23 protein-coding genes and 1 pseudogene are annotated in these 20,224 nt (G+C 59.2%); 9 read left to right on the top strand and 15 right to left on the bottom strand.

The genetic code is table 11. The features are described 5' to 3' along the window. Nucleotides 1-192: 192 nt before the first annotated feature. A complete protein-coding gene (locus GEV01_RS25100; RefSeq protein WP_152808242.1) occupies nucleotides 193-702 on the top strand; it encodes a DUF1269 domain-containing protein in 510 nt (169 codons plus the stop codon). 64 nt (nucleotides 703-766) lie between these two features. Here the strand turns inward: GEV01_RS25100 and GEV01_RS25095 are convergent, their stop codons facing one another. The 4 genes from GEV01_RS25095 to GEV01_RS25080 all read right to left on the bottom strand — a co-directional run bounded on the left by GEV01_RS25095 (nucleotide 767) and on the right by GEV01_RS25080 (nucleotide 5,629). Further along, entirely contained in the window at nucleotides 767-1,048 is a 282-nt protein-coding gene (locus tag GEV01_RS25095; RefSeq protein WP_070267750.1) for a DUF4404 family protein, read from the bottom strand. Between the two features lie 9 nt (nucleotides 1,049-1,057). After that, nucleotides 1,058-1,267, bottom strand: a complete 210-nt coding sequence (locus GEV01_RS25090; protein ID WP_152808239.1) for a VF530 family protein — start codon at nucleotides 1,265-1,267, stop codon at nucleotides 1,058-1,060. An 87-nt stretch (nucleotides 1,268-1,354) separates the two neighbouring features. After that, nucleotides 1,355-3,481, bottom strand: a complete 2,127-nt coding sequence (locus GEV01_RS25085) for a M3 family metallopeptidase (RefSeq protein WP_235914564.1) — start codon at nucleotides 3,479-3,481, stop codon at nucleotides 1,355-1,357. Nucleotides 3,482-3,505: 24 nt separating this feature from the next. After that, on the bottom strand, nucleotides 3,506-5,629 hold the full coding sequence (locus GEV01_RS25080; RefSeq protein WP_235914563.1) for a M3 family metallopeptidase: 2,124 nt from the start codon (nucleotides 5,627-5,629) through the stop codon (nucleotides 3,506-3,508). A gap of 215 nt (nucleotides 5,630-5,844) precedes the next feature. Between GEV01_RS25080 and GEV01_RS25075 the strand changes: the two genes are divergently transcribed. Together GEV01_RS25075 and GEV01_RS25070 are read left to right on the top strand one after the other, a co-directional pair. Further along, nucleotides 5,845-6,210: an MmcQ/YjbR family DNA-binding protein gene (locus GEV01_RS25075; protein ID WP_152808237.1), complete on the top strand. Its 366-nt coding sequence runs from the start codon at nucleotides 5,845-5,847 to the stop codon at nucleotides 6,208-6,210. A 10-nt stretch (nucleotides 6,211-6,220) separates the two neighbouring features. Continuing rightward, complete coding sequence (locus GEV01_RS25070; RefSeq protein WP_217428491.1) at nucleotides 6,221-6,982, top strand: hypothetical protein; 762 nt, start codon at nucleotides 6,221-6,223, stop codon at nucleotides 6,980-6,982. A gap of 1 nt (nucleotide 6,983) precedes the next feature. On the opposite strand, the gene GEV01_RS25065 is transcribed toward GEV01_RS25070, so the two are convergent. Then, nucleotides 6,984-7,448 carry a TMEM175 family protein gene (locus GEV01_RS25065; protein WP_328595617.1) on the bottom strand — a complete coding sequence of 155 codons (465 nt, stop codon included), beginning with the start codon at nucleotides 7,446-7,448 and terminating at the stop codon, nucleotides 6,984-6,986. On the opposite strand from GEV01_RS25065, the gene GEV01_RS25060 reads away from it, so the two are divergent. Next, nucleotides 7,391-8,965 carry a recombinase family protein gene (locus GEV01_RS25060; protein ID WP_175023207.1) on the top strand — a complete coding sequence of 525 codons (1,575 nt, stop codon included), beginning with the start codon at nucleotides 7,391-7,393 and terminating at the stop codon, nucleotides 8,963-8,965. The genes GEV01_RS25065 and GEV01_RS25060 overlap by 58 nt on opposite strands. A 35-nt stretch (nucleotides 8,966-9,000) precedes the next feature. On the opposite strand, the gene GEV01_RS25055 is transcribed toward GEV01_RS25060, so the two are convergent. Continuing rightward, on the bottom strand, nucleotides 9,001-9,780 hold the full coding sequence (locus tag GEV01_RS25055) for a tetratricopeptide repeat protein (RefSeq protein WP_235914562.1): 780 nt from the start codon (nucleotides 9,778-9,780) through the stop codon (nucleotides 9,001-9,003). On the opposite strand from GEV01_RS25055, the gene GEV01_RS25050 reads away from it, so the two are divergent. Then, nucleotides 9,731-10,102, top strand: coding sequence for a helix-turn-helix domain-containing protein (locus GEV01_RS25050; protein WP_152808229.1), 372 nt, complete (start codon nucleotides 9,731-9,733; stop codon nucleotides 10,100-10,102). The genes GEV01_RS25055 and GEV01_RS25050 overlap by 50 nt on opposite strands. Nucleotides 10,103-10,252: 150 nt before the next feature. Here the strand turns inward: GEV01_RS25050 and GEV01_RS25045 are convergent, their stop codons facing one another. Both GEV01_RS25045 and GEV01_RS25040 read right to left on the bottom strand, forming a co-directional pair. Continuing rightward, on the bottom strand, nucleotides 10,253-10,573 hold the full coding sequence (locus tag GEV01_RS25045; protein WP_217428489.1) for a hypothetical protein: 321 nt from the start codon (nucleotides 10,571-10,573) through the stop codon (nucleotides 10,253-10,255). A 101-nt stretch (nucleotides 10,574-10,674) separates the two neighbouring features. Continuing rightward, on the bottom strand, nucleotides 10,675-11,337 hold the full coding sequence (locus tag GEV01_RS25040; RefSeq protein WP_152808225.1) for a recombinase family protein: 663 nt from the start codon (nucleotides 11,335-11,337) through the stop codon (nucleotides 10,675-10,677). A 135-nt stretch (nucleotides 11,338-11,472) separates the two neighbouring features. On the opposite strand from GEV01_RS25040, the gene GEV01_RS25035 reads away from it, so the two are divergent. Beyond that, entirely contained in the window at nucleotides 11,473-12,384 is a 912-nt protein-coding gene (locus GEV01_RS25035) for an AbiTii domain-containing protein (protein ID WP_152808223.1), read from the top strand. A 3-nt stretch (nucleotides 12,385-12,387) separates the two neighbouring features. Here GEV01_RS25035 and GEV01_RS25030 read toward each other — a convergent pair whose 3' ends face one another. The 3 genes and pseudogenes from GEV01_RS25030 to GEV01_RS25020 form a co-directional block, all read right to left on the bottom strand. Further along, on the bottom strand, nucleotides 12,388-12,699 hold the full coding sequence (locus GEV01_RS25030; RefSeq protein ID WP_152808221.1) for a hypothetical protein: 312 nt from the start codon (nucleotides 12,697-12,699) through the stop codon (nucleotides 12,388-12,390). 66 nt (nucleotides 12,700-12,765) lie between these two features. Further along, nucleotides 12,766-12,987: a hypothetical protein gene (locus GEV01_RS25025; RefSeq protein WP_152808219.1), complete on the bottom strand. Its 222-nt coding sequence runs from the start codon at nucleotides 12,985-12,987 to the stop codon at nucleotides 12,766-12,768. 885 nt (nucleotides 12,988-13,872) lie between these two features. Continuing rightward, a pseudogene (locus GEV01_RS25020) lies at nucleotides 13,873-14,046 on the bottom strand (TMEM175 family protein); the annotation flags it as partial. 153 nt (nucleotides 14,047-14,199) lie between these two features. On the opposite strand from GEV01_RS25020, the gene GEV01_RS25015 reads away from it, so the two are divergent. Next, nucleotides 14,200-14,556: a hypothetical protein gene (locus GEV01_RS25015; protein ID WP_152808215.1), complete on the top strand. Its 357-nt coding sequence runs from the start codon at nucleotides 14,200-14,202 to the stop codon at nucleotides 14,554-14,556. A 14-nt stretch (nucleotides 14,557-14,570) separates the two neighbouring features. Here the strand turns inward: GEV01_RS25015 and GEV01_RS25010 are convergent, their stop codons facing one another. Then, on the bottom strand, nucleotides 14,571-15,017 hold the full coding sequence (locus GEV01_RS25010; protein WP_152808213.1) for an SRPBCC family protein: 447 nt from the start codon (nucleotides 15,015-15,017) through the stop codon (nucleotides 14,571-14,573). 172 nt (nucleotides 15,018-15,189) lie between these two features. Here GEV01_RS25010 and GEV01_RS25005 point away from each other — a divergent pair, with 172 nt between their 5' ends. Both GEV01_RS25005 and GEV01_RS25000 read left to right on the top strand, forming a co-directional pair. Next, nucleotides 15,190-16,824, top strand: a complete 1,635-nt coding sequence (locus tag GEV01_RS25005; protein WP_152808211.1) for a TonB family protein — start codon at nucleotides 15,190-15,192, stop codon at nucleotides 16,822-16,824. A gap of 49 nt (nucleotides 16,825-16,873) precedes the next feature. After that, complete coding sequence (locus GEV01_RS25000; protein WP_008443008.1) at nucleotides 16,874-17,341, top strand: heme-degrading domain-containing protein; 468 nt, start codon at nucleotides 16,874-16,876, stop codon at nucleotides 17,339-17,341. A 14-nt stretch (nucleotides 17,342-17,355) separates the two neighbouring features. On the opposite strand, the gene GEV01_RS24995 is transcribed toward GEV01_RS25000, so the two are convergent. The 3 genes from GEV01_RS24995 to GEV01_RS24985 all read right to left on the bottom strand — a co-directional run bounded on the left by GEV01_RS24995 (nucleotide 17,356) and on the right by GEV01_RS24985 (nucleotide 20,189). Beyond that, nucleotides 17,356-17,571 carry a SlyX family protein gene (locus GEV01_RS24995; protein WP_008443009.1) on the bottom strand — a complete coding sequence of 72 codons (216 nt, stop codon included), beginning with the start codon at nucleotides 17,569-17,571 and terminating at the stop codon, nucleotides 17,356-17,358. Nucleotides 17,572-17,608: 37 nt separating this feature from the next. Further along, the gene (locus GEV01_RS24990; RefSeq protein ID WP_235914561.1) at nucleotides 17,609-18,064 is read right to left on the bottom strand and encodes a cache domain-containing protein; all 456 of its coding nucleotides are present in this window, start codon (nucleotides 18,062-18,064) and stop codon (nucleotides 17,609-17,611) included. A gap of 64 nt (nucleotides 18,065-18,128) precedes the next feature. Further along, a complete protein-coding gene (locus GEV01_RS24985; protein ID WP_152808209.1) occupies nucleotides 18,129-20,189 on the bottom strand; it encodes a UvrD-helicase domain-containing protein in 2,061 nt (686 codons plus the stop codon). Nucleotides 20,190-20,224 lie beyond the last annotated feature (35 nt).

Here is a 20,224-nt window from a genome sequence, read left to right as displayed (position 1 = left end):
GACGGCCGCAAATAAATTGGTAGGGGTGTTCATATCGGACAGCATTGTACCGGAAATGCCCCCGCTTCGCTCATGACAGAAAGAAAAATTCTTTTAGTATTCAAACACTTGTGCGTAAATGATGACGGATTTACATTGCTTTGCCCGGCAGCTTTGCTATAACGGAGAGATACCCATCGTCAGGAGACCATCATGCGCCGTCGATTGTATTTCATGCTGCCGGACGTACCGAGTGCCCGTTCGATGCTGGACGAGCTGCTGCTGGCCCGTATCGAAATCGGCCACATGCGCTTCATGGCCAGGGACTCGCTGCCGTCGGACATGCCGGACGTCAGCTTCATGCAGAAAACCGATCTGGTGCACGGCGCCCAGCTGGGCGTGGTGATAGGCGCCATCGTCGGCCTCGGGGCGGGCATCTTCCTGACCATGTTCCCGGTGGACGGCATGACCTTGCGCACCGCCGCCATCCTGCTGGTGGCGCTGGGCGGGGCGATTTTCGGCGGCTGGGCTTCCGGCATGAACGCGGCGGCCGTGCCGAACACGCGGCTCAAACCGTTCGCCGAACGCATCGAGCAGGGCCAGGTTTTATTGATCGTCGACGTGCCGGTCGGGCGCGTCGAGGAAATCGAAGAGATGATCGCCAAGCGTCATCCCGAAATCAGCTTTGGCGGTATGGAACCGCCGATGCTGGCGTTTCCGTAACGCCGGCTGCCCGGGGACCTAGGTTCCCCGGGTCCTCGAACACTTGCTGTGCCGCATGGCGGGTTCAGATGCCCATGCTGGACAGGATATTGCCCAATTCGCGCAAGGCCGGCTCCAGTTTTGGATGCTGGGCCGCGAATTTGGCGGAAATTTCCTGGGTACGCTCGGCCAGGCCGTAGGTGGTGCTCTCGCCCGGCGCGGCCTCGGCTGCGGCGCGGCGCTCCAGCAGCTGCCTGATATCGCCGTCGAGCTGTTTCAGCAAATCCTGCAATTCCTCATCGATCGGCCCGGCGCTGGCCAGGTTGGAGCGCAGAGAACTCAGTGATGCCTTCAGGTTGCTGTCCATAATAGTCCCCTAGTCGGTAAATTTCGTGGCGACGTAAAGTTCTTCGACTTTAGCGCGGGCCCACGGCGTCTTGCGCAAAAATTTCAGGCTGGACTTGACGCTCGGATCGCTGATGAAGCAGTTGATGTCGATCCGCTGGCCCAGCTGTTCCCAGCCGTAATGCGCGTACAAACGGGTCACGATGGCTTCCAGCGTCACGCCGTGCAGTTCGTTACTCATAGTTCTATCTTACTCACAAAATGAAAGGGCCGGACTCGATTCTTACACAAATCGAGCCCGGCCCCGTGTTCGTTGCTGAACGGTTGCTTACTTTTCAGTCAGGCCACGGCGTTCCAGCAATGGCTCGATCTGCGCATCGCGGCCGCGGAAGTTGCGGAACATCTGCATCGCATCCATGGTGCCGCCGCGCGACAGCAGCATCTTGCGGAACCAGTCGCCGTTCTTGCGCAGCATGCCGCCGTTTTCGGTGAACCAGTTGACGGTGTCGGCGTCCAGCTTCTCCGACCACAGGTAGCCGTAGTAGCCGGCCGAGTAGCCGCCCGCGAACACGTGCGAGAAGTAGGTGGTGCGGTAGCGCGGCGGCACCGGCGCGTAATCGACGCCGGCAGCCTTCAGCGATGCCGCCTCGAAGCCCAGCACATCGGCCGGGATCTGCTTCGCGCCCAGCTGGTGCCATTTCTGGTCCAGGATGGAAGCGGCCAGGTACTCGGTGGTGCGGTAGCCTTCGTTGAATTTCTTCGACGCGATCACCTTGTCCAGCAACTCCTGCGGCATCGGCGCGCCGGTCTGGTAGTGCCTGGCGTAGTTGGCCAGAACTTCCGGCCATACCGACCACATTTCGTTGACCTGCGACGGGAACTCGACGAAGTCGCGCGGCACGCGGGTGCCGGCGAAGCGCGGATAGTTCACGTCGGAGAACATGCCGTGCAGCGCATGGCCGAACTCGTGGAAGGCGGTGCGCAGCTCGTCGTAGGTCAACAGCGTCGGCTCGCCGGCGTTCGGCTTCGGAATGTTGAGGTGATTGGCGATCACAGGCTGCGTGCCCATCAGCTTGGACTGCGACACGTAGGCATTCATCCAGGCACCGCCGCGCTTGTTGCTGCGCGCGTAGTAATCGCCGATGAAAATGGCCAGCTGCTTGCCGTCGGCATCGAACACGTCCCACACGCGCACGTCCGGATCGTAGACCGGCAAGTCCTTGCGCTCCTTGAACGTCAGGCCGTAGACCTTGTTGGCGGCGAAGAACACGCCGTTGACCAGCACGTTGTTCAACTCAAAATATGGCTTGAGCTGGTTCTGGTCGAAGTTGAAGCGCTCGGCGCGCACCTTGTCGCTGTAGAACGACCAGTCCTGCGCGGCCAATTGGAAGCCGCCTTTTTCCTTGTCGATCACAGCCTGGATCTCGGCGCCTTCCTTCTTCGCGTTGGCGACGGCCGGACGGGCGAACTCGGACAGCATCTTGTTGACCGCTTCCGGCGTATGCGCGGTCTGGTCTTCCAGCGAGTAGGCGGCGAAGTTGGCATAACCCAGCAACGCGGCCTTGTCGGCGCGCAGCTTGGCCGTCTTCAGCACGACTTGCGTGTTGTCGAACTTGCCGCCGTGGCTGCCGCGCGCCAGCGACGCGGCCATCAGCCGTTCGCGCACGGCGCGGTTGGTCAGCACCGACAGGTTGGCCTGGCCGGTCGTGTTGACCACCGGAATGGCGAACTTGCCTTCCAGTCCGCGCGCCTTGGCGGCCACGGCGGCGGCGTCGATCGCCTTGTCCGACATGCCGGCCAGCTCTTCGCGGGTGTCGACGATCAGCGCCGAAGCGTTGGCTTCTTCCAGCACGTTCTGGGCGAAGCTGGTGGACAGCTTGGCCAGCTCGCCGTTGAGCGCCTTCAGCTTTTCCTTGTTGGCGTTGGACAGCTTGGCGCCGGCGCGCACGAAGTCGGTGTTGTAGCGTTCCAGCAGATACAGCGACTCGGCGTCCAGGTGCAGCTTGGCGCGCTTGTCGTACAGTGACTTGATGCGCGCATACAGCTTGGCGTTCAGGCGGATGGCGTCGCTGTGGGCCGCCAGCTTGGGCGAGAGCTCGCGCTCCAGCGCCTTGAAGCTGTCGTTGGTGTTGGCGCCGGACAGGTTGCCGAACACGCTGGACACGCGCGACAGCAGCTGGCCCGATTTCTCCATCGCGACGATGGTGTTCTCGAACGTGGCCGGCTGCTTGTTGTTGGCGATGGCTTCGATCTCGGCGGCGTTGATGCGCATGCCTTCGGCGAAGGCCGGGCCGTAGTCTTCGTTCTTGATCTGGTCGAACGGCGGGTAGCCGAACGGCAGCGTGCTGGCCTTGGCGAAGGCATTGCTGGCCGGCAGCATGGAAGCCGGCTCGGCCGCGTGCGCGACGCTGCAAATGGCCGCCACGCCGGCGGCGATAATCATATTGGTATTCATCTGTTTTCTTATAAACGGTTTATCTTATTTCAGGCCACGACGGTCCAGCAGCGGCTCGATGATAGGATCGCGGCCGCGGAAGTTGCGGAACAAATTCATCGCATCGTCGGTACCGCCGCGCGACAGCAGCTTGGCGCGGAACCAGTCGCCGTTTTCGCGTTTCAGGCCGCCTTTTTCCTTGAACCATTCGACGGTGTCGGCGTCCAGTTTCTCGGACCACAGGTAGGCGTAGTAGCCGGCCGAGTAGCCGCCGGAGAAGCTGTGCGAGAAGTAGGTGGTGCGGTAGCGCGGCGGCACCGGCGCGAAGTCCACGCCCATGTCCTTCAGCGACGCCGCTTCAAAGCCCAGCACGTCGGTCGGGATTTGCGACGGGGTCAGCTGGTGCCAGCGCTGGTCCAGCAGCGAAGCCGACAGGTATTCGGTGGTCAGGAAGCCCTGGTTGAATTTCTTCGAGGCGATGACCTTGTCCAGCAGTTCCTTAGGCATAGGCGCGCCGGTCTTGTAGTGCTTGGCGTAGTTGGCCAGCACTTCCGGCCACACGGCCCACATCTCGTTCACTTGCGACGGGTACTCGACGAAGTCGCGCGGCACGCTGGTGCCGGAGAAGCGCGGGTACTTCACGTTGGAGAACATGCCGTGCAGCGCGTGACCGAACTCGTGGAAGGCGGTCTTGACTTCATCGTAGGTCAGCAGCGTAGGCTCGCCTGCCGGCGGCTTAGGAATGTTGAGGTGGTTGGCCACTACCGAGTGCGTGCCCAGCAGCGTCGACTGCGAGCTGTACTCGTTCATCCAGGCGCCGCCCTGCTTGTTGCTGCGGGCGTACATGTCGGCCAGGAAGATGGCCAGTTGCTTGCCGTCGGCGTCGAACACGTCGAACACGCGCACGTCCGGGTTGTACACCGGCAGATCCTTGCGTTCCTTGAACGACAGGCCGTACAGCTTGCCGGCGGCGTAGAACACGCCGTTGATCAGCACGTTGTCCAGCTCGAAGTAAGGCTTGAGCTGGTTCTCGTCGAAGGCGAAGCGCTGGGCGCGCACCTTGTCGGTGTAGAAGGCCCAGTCGGAGGCGTCGATCTGGAAGCCGCCCTTGTCGGCGTCGACCACGGCTTGCAGGTCGGCCGCTTCTTTTTTCGCATTGTTGACGGCAGGCTTGGCCAGCTCGCCCAGCAGCTTGTTGACGGCGGTGGTGTCGTGCGCGGTCTGGTCTTCCAGCGAGTAGGCGGCGAAGTTGGCGTAGCCCAGCAGCGTGGCTTTCTCGGCGCGCGCCTTGGCGATTTTCAGCACAGTTTCACGGCTGTCGAATTCGCCGCCGTGGCTGCCGCGCGTCAGCGACGCGGCCATCAGGCGCTCGCGCACGGCGCGGTTGGTCAGCACGGCCAGCGGCGGCTGGCCGCTGGTGTTGACGATGGCGACCAGGAACTTGCCGTCCAGGCCCTTGGCCTTGGCGGCCGCAGCGGCGGCGTCGATGGCGGCGTCGGTCATGCCGGCCAGTTCTTCGCGGGTGTCGACCACCAGCGCCGAAGCGTTGGTTTCCTTCAGCACGTTCTGGGTGAAGGTGGTTTGCAGCGTGGCGATGACGCCGTTGATGGCCTTCAGTTTTTCCTTGTCGGCGGCGGACAGCTTGGCGCCGGCGCGGACGAAATCGGTGTGGTAGCGTTCCAGCAGGTGCTTGGACTCGGCATCGAGCTTGAGCTTGTCGCGCTTGTCGTACAGCGACTTGACGCGGGCGTACAGCTTGGCGTTCAGGTAGATGGCGTCGCCGTGGGCGGCCATCTTCGGCGACATTTCGCTATCGATGGCGTCGAGCTTGTCGTTGGTGTTGGCGCCCTGCAGGTTGCCGAAGGTGGTCTGCACGCGGGTCAGCAGCTCGCCGGATTTTTCCATCGCGACCACGGTGTTCTCGAAAGTGGCCGGCTGCTTGTTGTTGGCGATCGCCTCGATTTCCTTCAGCTGGATGCGCATGCCTTCGACGAAGGCCGGCTTGAAGTGCTCGTCCTTGATCTGGTCGAACGCCGGGTAGTGGAACGGCAGCTTGCTGGCGACGGCCAGCGGATTGCCGGCCAGCGCGGCAGCGGGAGCAGCCAGCACGGTCTGGGTGAAAGCCAGGCCGAGGGCGGCCGCGATAACGAGCATCTGAGGACGGGACATGATCACATCTTTCATTTAAACGACGAAGGAAAATGCTGACGCAGCGAAGCGCAGCATGGAAGCGCAAGATCATATCAGGGTGACATGGCGGCAGTCACTGGCAAAAAATGCTGCACTGCACTTGGTTGGAAAGCGGGGGCATTTCCCGAAGAAAGCTTTGCCGAATTGTCATTTTTGCAGCTACACTGACGTTTCGATGCAACGTGGCCATACACATGAATACTGAACAGCTGAAACGGCATTGCCGGCAGTACCCCGGCGCGGTGGAAACCCTGCATGGAGAACCGTCGAACATCCTGGTCTACAAGGTCGAGGACAAGACCTTCGCGTATTTCAAGACCAGCGAGCCTGAGCAATGGCGCTTCAGCCTGCGCGTGACGCCGGACCGCTTCCTGGAGCTGACCGACCGCCCGGGCGTGAAGCCGGCCCGCTACATGGGCCGTTTTCACTGGGTGACGATCGTCGATGTGGGCCAGTTCCCGGCCGACTACCTGACCGAGCTGGTGGCGGCCTCGTACCGCCGCGCGGTGGAGTCGCTCAGCAAGGCCAAACAAAAGACGTTGGCAACGCACGATGAATAAGGACAAGCCCATGTTCCGCCTGCTTCCCCTGGCCGGCCTGCTGGCCGCCGGCTGCTGTGCCGCCGCCGTCTCCGTCGCCACCTTCAAGCAAGTGATGCCGCCGCCGGGCCTGTACCAGATCGATACCGACGGCACCATACGCATGCCCGACGCCGGCACCAGCGCCCGCCAGCAAACAGACGGCGCCAGCGGCGACGTCACGGCCACCACCACCGCCCCCGGCGGCAAAGCCCGGCAGGACTTCAAGGGCGACGGCCCGATCCGCTTTTGCGTGCCGGCGCATCAGGTCGTCCCGCAGGTGCTGCCGGCGAACTTGGGGGCGGCAGCCTGCAAGACGCTGTCGACCACCGGCGGCGGCGACAGCATCGTCCACATCGCCCAGTGCGCCGGAGGGCGCTACAAGCTGACGGTGCGCCGCCTGAGCGAAAACACCTGGGAATTCATCGACCATGCCGACCTGGGGCCCACGCCCGGCGCACCCAGCATGGAAGCGCTGCGGCCGATGATGGAGCAGATGGCGAAGAACGGCACGCCGGAAGAGCGCGCCAAAGCGCAGCAGGCGCTGGCGGTGCTGCCTCAACAGCAGGCCGCGATGGACGCCGGGCGCGCGCAAGCCATGGCGGCACTGGCCAAAGCGCAGGCCGACGCCAAGACGCCGCAAGAGGCGGCGGCCGTGGCCAAGGCCATGCAGGCGATGGGACAAACGGGCATCCACATGCAGACCGATGCGCGCCGCGTATGGACGCGCATCGCCGAGCACTGCGGCAGCTAGATCAGCGGCGTTCGAAGCGGCGGTCGGGGATGAACCACATCATCGCCACTGCCACGTAGATGGCGAAGCCGGCCATCGGTGCGAGCAGGGACACGCCGATGCCGGTCAAATACAGCAGCGAGGACAGCTTGCCCTTGCGGTCCTTGCCCAAGGCGACGCGCAGCGCCTCGTTGTTGTTGGCCAGGCACTTGGCCAGGATAAAGTAGGCGCTGCTGGACATGAACAGGATGAAGCCATAGCAGGCCAGCGGCAGCGCGGCGAAATGGTTCTCGCCGACCCAGCTGGTGACGAACGGCACCAGCGACAGCCAGAACAGCAAATGCAGATTGCCCCACAGCGCGCCGCCGGTGATGTGGCTAACGGTGTGGATCAGGTGATGGTGATTCCACCAATATGTATAATACCCCCATGCAAAATACCTACCTCTACATCCGCTACTCAGACGACAAGCAAGCTCAGGGATCAAGCTACGAACGCCAACTAAGCCGGGCCAAGGAATACTGCTCTACCCTGATCGAAGACCGGGAACATGTCTACTTTGATGCGGGCAAGAGCGCCTTCAAAGGTGAGCACATGGCGGCAGGCGGTGAACTCAAACGGTTCTACGATAATGTCAAAGATGGACTTGTTCCCCACGGCAGCACGCTACTTGTAGAAGACTTGGACCGGCTGTCCCGCGCAGGGATGTGGAAAGCATCGGAAAAGCTGCGCGAGCTTGTCGAGAATGGGATAGCCGTCGTGACTCTTCGGGACGGCAAACGTTACGCCGGTGTACTGAACGTATCGGACGGCATTACAGCGCTCATCAAGCAGGACTTAGCAAATGAGGAAAGCGAGAAGAAGAGCGACCGTGTAGCCAAGAGCTACATAGATCGATATGCCAAGGCGCGTACAGGCGTGAAGGTGAAAGTTCTGCTTCCAAGCTGGATCGAGTGGGTGAGCGATAGCGAGTACAAACTCAAGGAGAAGGAAGCAGAGGTTGTGCGGACCATCTTCAGCATGGCGGCAGAAGGCTATAGCTACGCTGTAATCGCCAAGACACTGAATCAGCAAGGCATTGAACCATTCCGTAGTCGAGGCAAGGGGAAACTCTGGATTACTGCCAGCTTATTTGCGATCATCAAAGGTAGAGCCGCAATCGGCGACTATGCACCACGCGATGGCGGAGGTCTGATCGAAGGCTACTTTCCTGCCGTGGTGGACCGAACGACTTACGAAGCTGCACAGGGAGCACGCGCTGAGCGCAAGAAGGATAAGGTAACTCGCATCAGCACTTTTAATTTCAACATCTGGAGCAAGGTAGGAATCTGCGGGTGGTGTCAACGGCCACTTCATTGCCTTCCCAAGGGCAGGAATGCCAAACGATACCTTGTTTGCAGCGGAAAGACAGGGGGCACCTGCGATGCTCCGAATATCAAATCAGAACGAGCAGAACTGGCTTTCAGAGAGGTGCTCTTGCATGCCGTAAGTGCTGATTACTTCATTGGCGACAAGAGGCACGAGGAAATGGAGCTTCGGCAACTTGCAGGACAGATCGCGGAGATTGCAGAGAAGCGCCAGCGAGTGCTGGACATGTTTATAGATGAACCCTTAGACGAATTCGTGCTGACATTAAAGGCTTACAAAGCCAAGTTGGAGGTGCTCAAGGCACAGAAGGCAGAATTGGAACAGAAGGCCGCACGCGAGGTAAGTGTGGCCCGTAGCCGAGCCTTGCTAATGGCGAAGATCGATCTCATTGAAACGAGTTCTCGTATGGATGCAAACGCTCTTTTGAAGCGCCTTGGCATTAGCGTTGAAATCCTGCGTTCCGACCAACAGATCAATTACACCGTCAGACAAGGCGGCAAGAAAATTCTCTTCATCTACGACCGCGATGGGAAGATTGAGTCGATCAGCTACAGCCAGGAAACCGCACAAAAAATGTTCGACCTTGGAGACACAGCGGAACTTGAATACTTTGTGGAACTGTCCGAATTGGAATAGATAGGATGCCGTCGATCATAGGCGGCACCCATAACTTAATTTTTTGTTGGGTGCCTGCCGAGCCACTCAGTTGCCAGCTTCCTTGCCTGTGCTATCTGCGTAGGGTGGCCGTCTTCCAGTTCCAGTAGCCATGCAACAGCCTCTCGTACGCCATTTTTTCTAGCAATAGACGCCCATTTCATGGCTTCGACATAGTTTATCGGGGTTGCTTTTCCATCGACATACAACAGTGAGGCTAAGTATTGAGCCTCCACATGTCCATGCTCAGCGGCTTGGATACACCAGTCAAACGCCTGTACATAGTCAACTGGCTTGATCTTCCCAGACTGGTACATCAAGCTCAACTGAAACTCCGACGGAGCGTAGTGCTGGGCTGCTGCCTTTTGATACCAAGATGCCGCTTGGTCATAGTCCTTAGGGACAATTTCACCCTCACGATACGCGTCTCCCAAGGCATCTTGCGCGTTGGGATTACCTTGCTCCGCAGCTTTTCGATACCAGAACATTGCCTGTGACGGATTTTTCTTCAGATTATCTTTTCCTCGTTTGTACAGACCAGCAAGGGAGGTTTGAGCATAAGGATCACCGCTTTCAGACAAAGCTTTCAGCTTATTGATGGCAGCAACGGCTTTTGCTTTTCCACCCGGAGTGGCCTCAAAAATTGTGACCTCTAATCGGAGTTTGATCGCGACTGCTTCGCGTGCATCTCTTGTGTCGCCCCCCGTCAGTCCAGTGTCCGGGGTGGCTGTAGCATAAGCCGAACATATGAAAGCAGGCATCAACGCCAGCAAAAGTAGAAAGCATGTTTTTTTCAACAAAAACTCCGTGAGGTTAGTTGCATTTGCGGGATGTGATCCCGTAGAGCGAACTTTATCACAGAGGCAACATACGAGGGTGCCCACCCCATCCAAACATAGTCGCCATCCTGTGCTTACAGCACTTGGAACAGCCATTCGTCAAAGCAGGCGCAAGCTGAAATTGAGCCAAGAAGAACTTGCTCAGTTAGTAGGTATGGACCGAAGCTACATCGGCCAGATTGAGCGGGGCGAGAACAGCGTTGCGATGCTTCCACTGGTTGCAATAGCCGAAGCTTTGAACACTACTGTCGCGGCACTAATGACGGAAGCAGGCTTGTAGGTGTCAAGCCGGTGCGGTTATGCGCTTTGTTTGCTGGCGCTGGACAGTCAAAAAAAATTGCAAGCCCCCCCCTACTGACTGAACAGATGTGGCTAGGCCAAAGATATTCGACCGGGGCTTCTGAAAATATGTAGGCCGTCAGCAGAGCACTTAGCTTTGCTTTCGACCAGCACGCTCGCCCCTAGCAAGATCAACCGAACGACCAAGGCATAGGCTCGCTAAGGCGCAGTATCCCGTCACATCGCTATCAAACTGCGTGGACTTAGCGCGTTCGAGCAGTTCGTCCCCAACAGCTTTCCATCGCTCGCTTTCCGATGAACTCGCAAGAGCGTTAAGCATCGCCAACACATCCTCGTTAACTTTGCTGTTCTGCGGTGCCATGATCGGCAAAGCCATAAGAATCATCTGCATTACTTTCGCTGTCTCGTCCATGATTTCCCCCTGAGATTGTCTATTGATGAGATCAATCATACATCGGGAGATGTATTACGAAACACGTCGAACGTAATACGAAATCCATGCTTCCTGCGCCTCTAGCGCCAATTCGATGTCTCGTGACGCGAGGCGCAAGACTAGGTAGTTGCTTTCAACAGTCTTGATACAGTGGACTGGTGCCACATTTTTCCCAGTGCAGTAGCAGTACCTCTCTCGTTCAACTCTGCTGCGATCTGAGCCATCGTCATGCCTTGCGCTTGAAGTTGCTTAATGGTGGGCAGCAGCTTGGCATTGAAGGCCGCAGCCTTGGCTGCATTCGTAGCTTGCCCTGCCGCCTGTGCTTCCGCTAGATTGGTGCGGTTGCCTAGCTGGACACCCTTAGCCCTAAGACTAGCAAGCGCTGCCTTGGTGCGAGAGCCGATCAACTTGCGCTCCTTCTCGCTCAAGGCCGCATACAGGTGCAAGATGAACGGATCAGTATCCACACCCAGTTCAGCAACTACGAACGGCACACCACGCGCCATCAGACCAGAGATGAACGCTACGTCACGTGATAGCCGGTCAAGCTTCGCAACGATGACCGGGCAACGAAGCCTCTTCGCCTTGGTGAGCGCCTGCTTCAAGCCGGTACGATCTTCAAGGCCCAGCTTCCCACTGGCTACCTCTGTTACTGCTTCCACGATGGTGAAGCCTTCCGCTGTTGCGAACTGCTCGATAGCGCGCTGCTGCGCTTCCAGACCAAGGCCGCTCCTACCTTGCTCAGAGGTCGATACGCGGAGGTATGAAATAGCTTGCTTCATGGATGGTTTACCTGCTGGCGTGAATTATGCATCCATTATATGAACGTTTAATGGTCGCATGCAAGAAAAAGCTAAGCTTCCGTCAGCAAAGTAGAGCTGATATGCTCATCACTTCTAACCCAACCAACATGGCGGATGAAACTTCTGGACGATATCGTTGATTTGCTAATGCGCGAAGACGGCTCACTTCAAGAGGCGCTGCTCCGCACTAAGGTGCTATTGCACAAAATCGGACAACAAACCTTGGTCGATTGGGTCAGTAGCGAATTGACCGGGTACGCAAGGACTGATCAACTGCCTGATTATCGCTGCGTACGAGGGCGGGTGTACGGGAACATTTCTGATGGCTACAACGTCTACAAAAGAACGCTTATCCCGATCATGCACCTCAGTGAGCAGCAGCGAGATTACTTGGAAGGCGATGGTATGCGCCAAGCCTTAGGCGTCATGGAGAAGCTGTTAGCAACCGCCACTAGCACGAGTAGCTTAGCTATTCCAATAGCCCCAGAATTCAACCAGTCCATGGCTGGGTCACTTGCAACGGGTTGCTATGTTGAACAGGCTTGGGCGCAAACCGAGATGTCACAAGTACGACAGGTCTTAATCGAGGTCCGTTCACGTTTGCTGGATTTCATTTTGACGCTTCAGGGCGAGATAGGAGCAACCGTGTCGGTCGAAGATGCAAAACAGGCTACCGCTGGAATGGACGTACAGGGCATGTTTACAGGAGCCGTTTTGAAAGGCAATGTGACTGTACTCGTCGGGAACCACAATCATCAAAGCGTCCAGATTACTACCACCAAAGGCGACATGGCTGCATTGGTGGCTGAACTGAAGCGCCACAATGTAACCGATGAGGATACTGACGCCCTGACGGCTGCAATCCGCAACGATCCTACACCGACTGTCGCAGGGCAGTATGGGCCAGCGACACAGGGCTGGATGAAAAGCATGATGAACAAAGCCATCGAGGCTTCATGGAACATAGAGTTAGGCATCGCCGGAGGATTGCTGACATCTGCACTCCAGCGATACTACAACCTGTAAGTCCTAACGCACTCGCGATGCGAGTAGTTCCAGATCATCTTCGGTTGCCAATCCTGTCGAGAGCGCGTGTGCAAAACCCCATGCGAGCGATGAGTCGTTGTCGAAGCGTTTCATTTTCAGTAGTTGCATCTGGACGCTGTTTGCGGTCCAGTGCTTTGCCATCAGTGTGTAGACCTTGAACTGATTGAGGCGGTCAGCGAGGTACTGACTGGTGTATCCCTTGCGGATACCGATTAGTAGGTGGTGAACGATATTGTGAACCTTGGCCTTGGCCTTAGGGGCTTTGCATTTCTCGATGTACGCATCGTATGACATAGTTGCTACTCCTTTGCATTTGATTGATAAGTTGTGTTTTCATGTTTTCGTCCTTGGGTTGGTTGGTTAGTGCTCTGTCGGTTCGACTTGGAACCCTGCTGCATAACTTTGGAAGCCGTAGGCTTGCAGAAGCTGCTCTACCGCTTGCTCGTTGAATGGGTAGGTGGTTGATGATCGGATGCGTTGGTTAAGATATCCGGCTATTTGCTCTGGACTCAGGCCAGTGTCTACACAGTGAATGACGTAGCTTTCTGTGATTCGATTGCGTGCTTGCTCGATGCTGGTCATGCTCTCCTTCTTGGGTTACGTTACGTGTATGTGCCTGTTCAACAGGTGTATGTACGTGTTGATCCCCTTCCCTGAGCCATAGGACCACATTTGCTGATGCAAAAAGACGGTTCAAATGCTGAAGGGAATTGGCTCAATCACGCCAGTAGCGACTTGCTTTTTCACGTTAGAATTGGATTTAACCCGTAGGTGGGTTGTCACAGCTTGTCTCACGTACCCGGCTCACCATGATGTGATTACCATTGACCGTGGGGGCTGCCTGCTGAGTATTCTGTGTGTTGGTGCAAGAGTCTGGGGTATTGTTACTGAACTGCGCCCCAGATTGATTGACCGTGCCGGACCGTGATGGCACCCCCTCTAATACCCGGCTCACTTTGCGCGCTCTTATTTCCGGGAAGGGCGACGTGTCTTTGCAGAGTTACCCCCCGTTGACCGTCAATTTTCATACAAATTTCCATACCACGAATTATAGCATGAAGTCAACATATTTGTCGATATCTTAAATAACAACAATTCATTTTTTGCAATTATCGACACCATCACTCCATTTTGCAAACGTCTATGTCATAGTGGGTAGACATCCGGCTTGATCAAACACCCAAATTATTCGCACAAAAATTAAGCAAATCGAGGGGTTGTCTGTTGATTAGACAGAGCACAACCGAATTTGAGCAATACAACGTTCAAGTACATCTGAATTGTACGGTTGCAATCCGTTTCGTCAACAAAGCGATTAGAGGGGTGCAGATGTCGATTGGCTAGGTGTGTACCACCTAAGCAAGGTTTTGCCTGTAGAGGGGTCATACAACGCCCTGTAAGCGGTTGGAGAGTTTGGACAGGGAAAAATAGTCAAAATTCAGGTGGGTTATTTCTATACTGAAGCTTGTTCCAGTAGATGCCGACGTAGATGAAGCTCAGCACATAGCTGAGGAACACCGGCCACAAAGGCTGCAACGCCGCCCAATCCGCACCATGCGGCACCTTCAGTTCCAGCACCATGATGGTGATGATGATGGCGATGACGCCATCGCTGAATGCTTCCAACCTGCCCTTGCCCATGCCTGCTCCCACTCATCTTAAAAAATTACGGCAAGCTTAACCGAATCCTTCGCTGCCGGGGGCAGCCGTAGCGTTCAGAGCTGCATCAATCGTGTGCGCTATGCTGCGCATGCATGCTGGCGTAAAGTGATGGATGCCGCAGAGGAGTCCACCATGAATGGCAATAATCAACCCCAGCAGGAACAACACCGCATCGCCAAACGTGTTGCGCACCTTGAGACGGCGATCGACTACCAAGGCAAGGCTGTACAGGATCTGCGCGAGGAAATGCTGGCTGGATTCGTCCGCACGGACGCCGGCTTCGTTCGTACGGACGTCGGCTTCGTTCGTGTGGATGCCAACTTCACTCGTGTGGATGCAGAATTTGCTCGTGTACATGCCGAGTTTGTTCGCGTGCATGAGCAACTGACAAAGATACGCACCGTCGACTTCCGCATTCTGCTAAGCATCTGCCTGAGCACAGCCCTGGGCACGATGAGCTTGGTCGTGAAACTCTTCGGCCTGCTCTAATGCGCTAGCCGGCATCACTCGCGTATCTCAGGCTCCACCAGCTGCGCCAGCAGCACCAGCGATTCCTGCCAGCCCAGGTAGCACGCCTCCACCGGGATCACCGACGGTATCCCCTCCTGTACCACCTTCAACTCCACGCCGCAGAACACGTCGCGCAGCGTCACCGTGGTCTTCATCGCGCCCGGCAGATTCGGGTCATCAAAAGTACCGGTGTAGACCAGGCGCTCGTTCGGCACCAGCTCCAGATACTCGCCGCCGAAGCTGTGCTGCCCGCCGGTGGTGAAGTTGGTGAACGACATGCGGTAGCTGCCGCCGACCTTGGCGTCCAGCGCATGCACGGTGTTGGTAAAGCCATGCGGCGGCAGCCACTTGGCCAGCGCGGCGGCGTCCAGGAAGGCGCGGTAAACCCGGTCGGCCTTGGATTTGAAAACGCGGTGCAGTTGTACAGTATTCGTAGTCATGATCGTTGCTCCTGTGAGTGTGAAGGACGTCCCTCCATCCCTACGACGAACGACGCCCTGGAAATTCGACACGCACGATGGACGCCGCCGCACCTATCCTGCCCGTAATGGACAAGGAACGACTTTGCACCTATCCTGCCTGTTTTCAAATATGAAACATTAAGGATACGCTATGGCCCAGACTTTTTCCACCCGACGCTTGCTGGCTGCGGCACTGGGCATCGCGGTTTCGCTGGGCACCTGCGCTGCCGATGCGCCCAAGCTCAGGACTGCGGATTTCGAGGGCTGCGCCAAGCCGGTCTGGCCGAAGGAAGCACTGCGCAAGGAACAGACCGGAACCGTCACGCTGGCCTTCCTGATCGGCACCGACGGCAGCGTCGCCGACGCCAAAATCACCAGCTCCAGCGGCTTCCCGCTGCTGGACGACGCGGCCGTGACCGGCCTGCGCTCGTGCCGCTTCAAGCCCGGCATGGTGGACGGCAAGCCCGTCAGCGCCTGGCAGCAGATGCAGTACGTCTGGACGCTGGACGGCCCGTCCACCTTGAAGCCCGACCTGGCGGCGGTCAACCAGTACCGCGACGCCGCGCTGGCCGGCGATGCCGATGCGCTGTACCAGCTGGCCAAGGCCTACAGCAACGGCGAAGCCAACCAGGCCGTGACGTTGGGCCAGTTCCGCACGCTGCTGGATCACAGCCTGCCGGAAGCACAGTATCTGCTGGGCTTGCGGCTGGCCACCGGCCGCAGCGCGCCATCCAACCAGGTCGAAGCCGCGATCTGGTACCACAAGGCCGCCGAAGCCGGCCACGTGCAAGCGCAGGTTGAAACGGGCTACCGCTACGAGCACGGCAACGGCGTCACGCAAGACTATGCGCAGGCGATGGACTGGTATCTGAAGGCGGCCGAGCAAGGCGACCATCAGGCGGAAAACAATATCGGCCTGTTGCACGCCTACGGCCGCGGCGTGCCGCTCGACCGCGCCGTCGCGGCCGAGTGGTACCGCAAGGCGGCCGAAGGCGGCCATGCATGGGGCCAGGCCAATCTGGGCATGTTCTACCTGTATGGCCGGGGCGTGGAGAAAGACCTGCCGCTGGCGCAGCAATGGCTGGAACGGGCCGCTGCCCAACACAATCCCGCCGCCGAGCGCGATCTGTCCTCCATGTACCTGCGCGGCGAAGGCGTGTTCCACAGCGACGAGGAAGGCGCGCGCTACCTGCGCCAGGCCGCGCAGGACGGCGACACCGCCTCGCAAATCCGCTGGGGCATCGTGCTGACCTACGGCCTGCTCGGCGAGAAGGCCGATCCGGTCCAGGGCCTGGCGTTCCAGCGCACCGCCGCCAAGACCGGCAGCCCCGTCGCCCAGAACAACATCGGCTATGCCTTTGAAATCGGCAGCGGCGTGGCGCAGGACTATGCCGCCGCGCGCGACTGGTACACGCGCGCCGTCGCCCAGGGCAACGGCAACGCGCAGGCCGCGCTGGGCGGCATGTACGAACAGGGCAAGGGCATGGCCAAGGACTTGAGCAAGGCGGCCTCGCTGTACCAGGCTTCCGCCGCGCAAAACAATGCGGACGGCCTGTATCGCCTGGCGATGCTGACCGAGGCCGGCCGCGCCGTGCCGAAAAGCGCGTCGGACGCGGTCGATATGTACCGGCGTTCGGCCGAGCTGAACTTCCTGTCCGCCATGCGCCGCCTGGCTACCGCTTACGAAAAAGGCGAGCTGGGCCTCAAGCCGGATGCGGCGCAAGCCCAGCAGTGGCGGGAGAAGGCCGAGCAACGGGCCGCCGGCCCGCGATTCGTCTTCCGCTAATCCGGGCGGCTCGGCTACACTGCCGTCTTGTACCGGACAAGGATCAAGAATGGAAAACTACGCCGAGCTGCTGGAAACCCTGGCGCTGCAGGAAAAGGAATTGCAATTCACCACCTTCACCAGCGACACCGCGCTGGCGCTGGGCTTGAAAGTGATCGAGCTGGCCAGGCAGCGCGACAAGAGCGTCACGGTCAACGTCACCGTCAACGGCAAGGTGCTGTTCCATCACGCGATGCAGGGCGCCACGCCGGACCAGGCCGACTGGATACGCCGCAAGAGCAATGTGGTGACGCGCTTCGGCCGCTGCTCCTTCCACATCGGCACCGATTATAAAAATCGCGGCGTGGTGTTCGAGGATGTGAAATATCTGGACCCGAAGGAATACGCGCCGTACGGCGGTTCCTTCCCGGTCGTGGTCAGGAATGTCGGCCTGATCGGCACGGCCACCGTCTCCGGCCTGCGCCAGGCGGAAGACCATGCGATCGTGGTCGAAGCACTGCGGGCCGTACTGGCGTAACCGTATTGGCCTGATCAGTAATGCGGTGGCGGTTCGTGCGCCAGCGCGCCGCCGCCTCCGCTGCTTTGGGCCTGGTCGCGCACATGCTGGACCAGCGCCGCGCACATCTGCTCCAGCTTGTCGATCTGCTGCTGTTGCTCGTAGACGCGCTGGTTCAGCGACTCCACGATGTGCTCCTGGTGCGCCAGTTTGATTTCAATATCGATGAAGCGGTCTTCGGTGGTGCTCACGGCATACTCCCTGCTGGAAAGCACGCATTCTACCGCCTTACTTGAGGTAGACCCCGCCGCAGACCACCAGATCGTCTTCCGGCACGCAATACATGGCCTTGGGTTCGATCTGGCCGCTGGTCGGATTGGTGAACTTGTAGTCCTGCCAGAACGGCTGCTTTTTCTTCGCCAGCTCGACGCGCTCCTTGACGAAGGCCTTGCCGTCGACGTCCTTAATTTCCATCAGGTTCTTGCCGATCATCTTGGCGTTGGCGCCGTGCGCGCGCACCACGCCGTCGAGGCCGTACACGGTCAGGTACAGGTCGCGGTCGCTGAACTGGCCGTCCTTCTTGCTGATCTCGGCGTAGGTTTTGTCCTTGCCGTTGGCCTTCAAAAACTTCAAGCCCTTGTGCACCATCGCCTCGGCTTCCGGCTTGGTGGCGAACTCTGCGGCATGTGCCATCGGCAGCAGGGCGCAGGCGAAAACGAGAGACGCAATGAGTGGGGTACGCAAGGATCACCTCCGTCGGTATCGCGCCAGGACGGCACAAGCCGATGCTAGCACAAGGCCAGCCCGATTACGTCTTCGGTGTGGTTAATAGTTCCTTCATGCGTGCCAGCCGCTCCTTCGGCGTCATCACTTCGGACTCGGCCGGCACGGCGGTGCCGACGTCGAGCTCCATCTCCTTGATGAAGCGCGACGGATCGCAATGCACCTGCTCGCCCGCGCGCTTGCGCTTCTTGCACCAGGTGATCTGCAGCGTGCGCTGCGCGCGCGTGATGCCGACGTACATCAGGCGCCGCTCTTCCTGCACGCGGGCGGCGATGGTCTCGGCCGGCGCATCGGCATCGCCCTTGTGCGGCAGGATGCCTTCCTCGACGCCGACCAGGAACACGTGCGGATACTCCAGTCCCTTCGACGCATGCAGCGTCGACATGCGCACCGCGTCCGGATCCTCGTCCTGGCCTTCGAGCATGGACATCAGCGCCACCATCTGCGTCAGCTCCAGCACGTTCTTCTCTTCGCTGTCGCGGTCCTTGCCGCCACGGCCGCGCTCCTTCAGCCAGTTGGTGAACTCCAGCACGTTCTGCCACTTGCCCTGGGCCGCGCGCTCGTCGAACATATCGTACAGATAGGATTCGTAGTTGATCGCTTCCAGCAAATCGTCCAGCACCTGGGCCGCGTTGTCGCCGCTGCCGCTCGGGCCAGGCCGGCTGGCGCGCGCTTCGAGGTTGTTGATGAAATTGCAGAAGTCGCGCAGCGGGCCCAGTTGCCGGTCGGTCAGCAAAGCTTCGATGCCGCCCTTGAACACCGCCTCGAACAGCGAACACTGCCATTGTCCGGAGAAGGTGCCCAGCGTTTCCATGGTCGACTGGCCGACGCCGCGCCGTGGCGTGGTGACGGCGCGGATGAAGGCCGGATCGTCGTCGGTGTTGGCCAGCAGGCGCAGATAGCTGATGATGTCCTTGATCTCGGCCTTGTCGAAGAAGCTCTGGCCGCCGGAGATCGTGTACGGGATGCGTTCCTTGCGCAGGCACTGCTCGATGATGCGCGCCTGGTGGTTGCCGCGATACAGGATGGCGTAGTCGGACCACTTGTTCTTGCGTTCGAAATGGTCGGCCGAAATCATGATCGCCACCTGCTCGGCTTCCTGGTCGTCGTTGGCCATGCCCAGCACCTTGATCGGCTCGCCGAGGCCGTGCTCGGACCACAGCGATTTCTCGAACAGCTTGGGGTTGTTGCCGATCACCGCGTTGGCCGCTTGCAGGATGCGGGTGGTGGAGCGGTAGTTCTGCTCCAGCTTGATCACCGCCAGGTCGGGGAAGTCGGTCTGCAGCGTCTTCAGGTTTTCCACCGACGCGCCGCGCCAGGCGTAGATCGCCTGGTCGTCGTCGCCCACGGCGGTGAACATCGGCTTCTTGCCGACGCCCGTCACCATCAGCTTGACCAGCTCGTACTGGCAGGTGTTGGTGTCCTGGTACTCGTCCATCAGCAGGTAGCGCAGGCGGCGCTGCCACTTGTCGCGGATAGGCTCGTTGTTGCGGAACAGTTCCACCGGCAGGCGGATCAGGTCGTCGAAGTCCACCGCCTGGTAGGCCGACAGCGTGGCCACGTAGCTGGCGTAGATGCGCGCCGATTGCGCCTCGTCCTCGTCCTTGGCCTTGTCCAGCGCGATCATCGGATCGACCAGGCCGTTCTTCCACAGCGAGATGTCGGTCTGGATGCGCCGCACCACCTGCTTGTCGGTGGTGATGGCCAGGTCCTGGATCAGCGAGCCGCAATCGTCGGCGTCCATGATGGAGAAGCGGTCCTTGAGGCCGACGCCGTTGGCTTCCTGGCGCAGGATCTTCACGCCCAGCGAGTGGAAGGTCGACACCGTCAGCTGCTTGGCCTGGCGCGGCTGCTTGAGCAGCTTGGCGATACGCTCCTGCATCTCCAGCGCGGCCTTGTTGGTGAAGGTCAGCGCGGCGATGGTGCGCGGATCGTAGCCCCGGTCCTCGATCAGGTGGGCGATCTTCTGCGTGATCACGCGCGTCTTGCCCGAACCCGCGCCGGCCAGCACCAGGCATGGGCCGTCCAGGTACATGACGGCCTCGCTTTGCGGGACATTAAGACCGAATTGGGGGGCTTTGGACATCGGGTGACGATCTGGCTAGGGAACAGCCAGTCATT

It is taken from the genome of Rugamonas rivuli (assembly GCF_009380165.1).
Taxonomy (GTDB): domain Bacteria; phylum Pseudomonadota; class Gammaproteobacteria; order Burkholderiales; family Burkholderiaceae_D; genus Rugamonas; species Rugamonas rivuli.
Note: the sequence above shows the minus strand (reverse complement) of the source record. Positions and strands in the feature narration are given on the sequence as shown.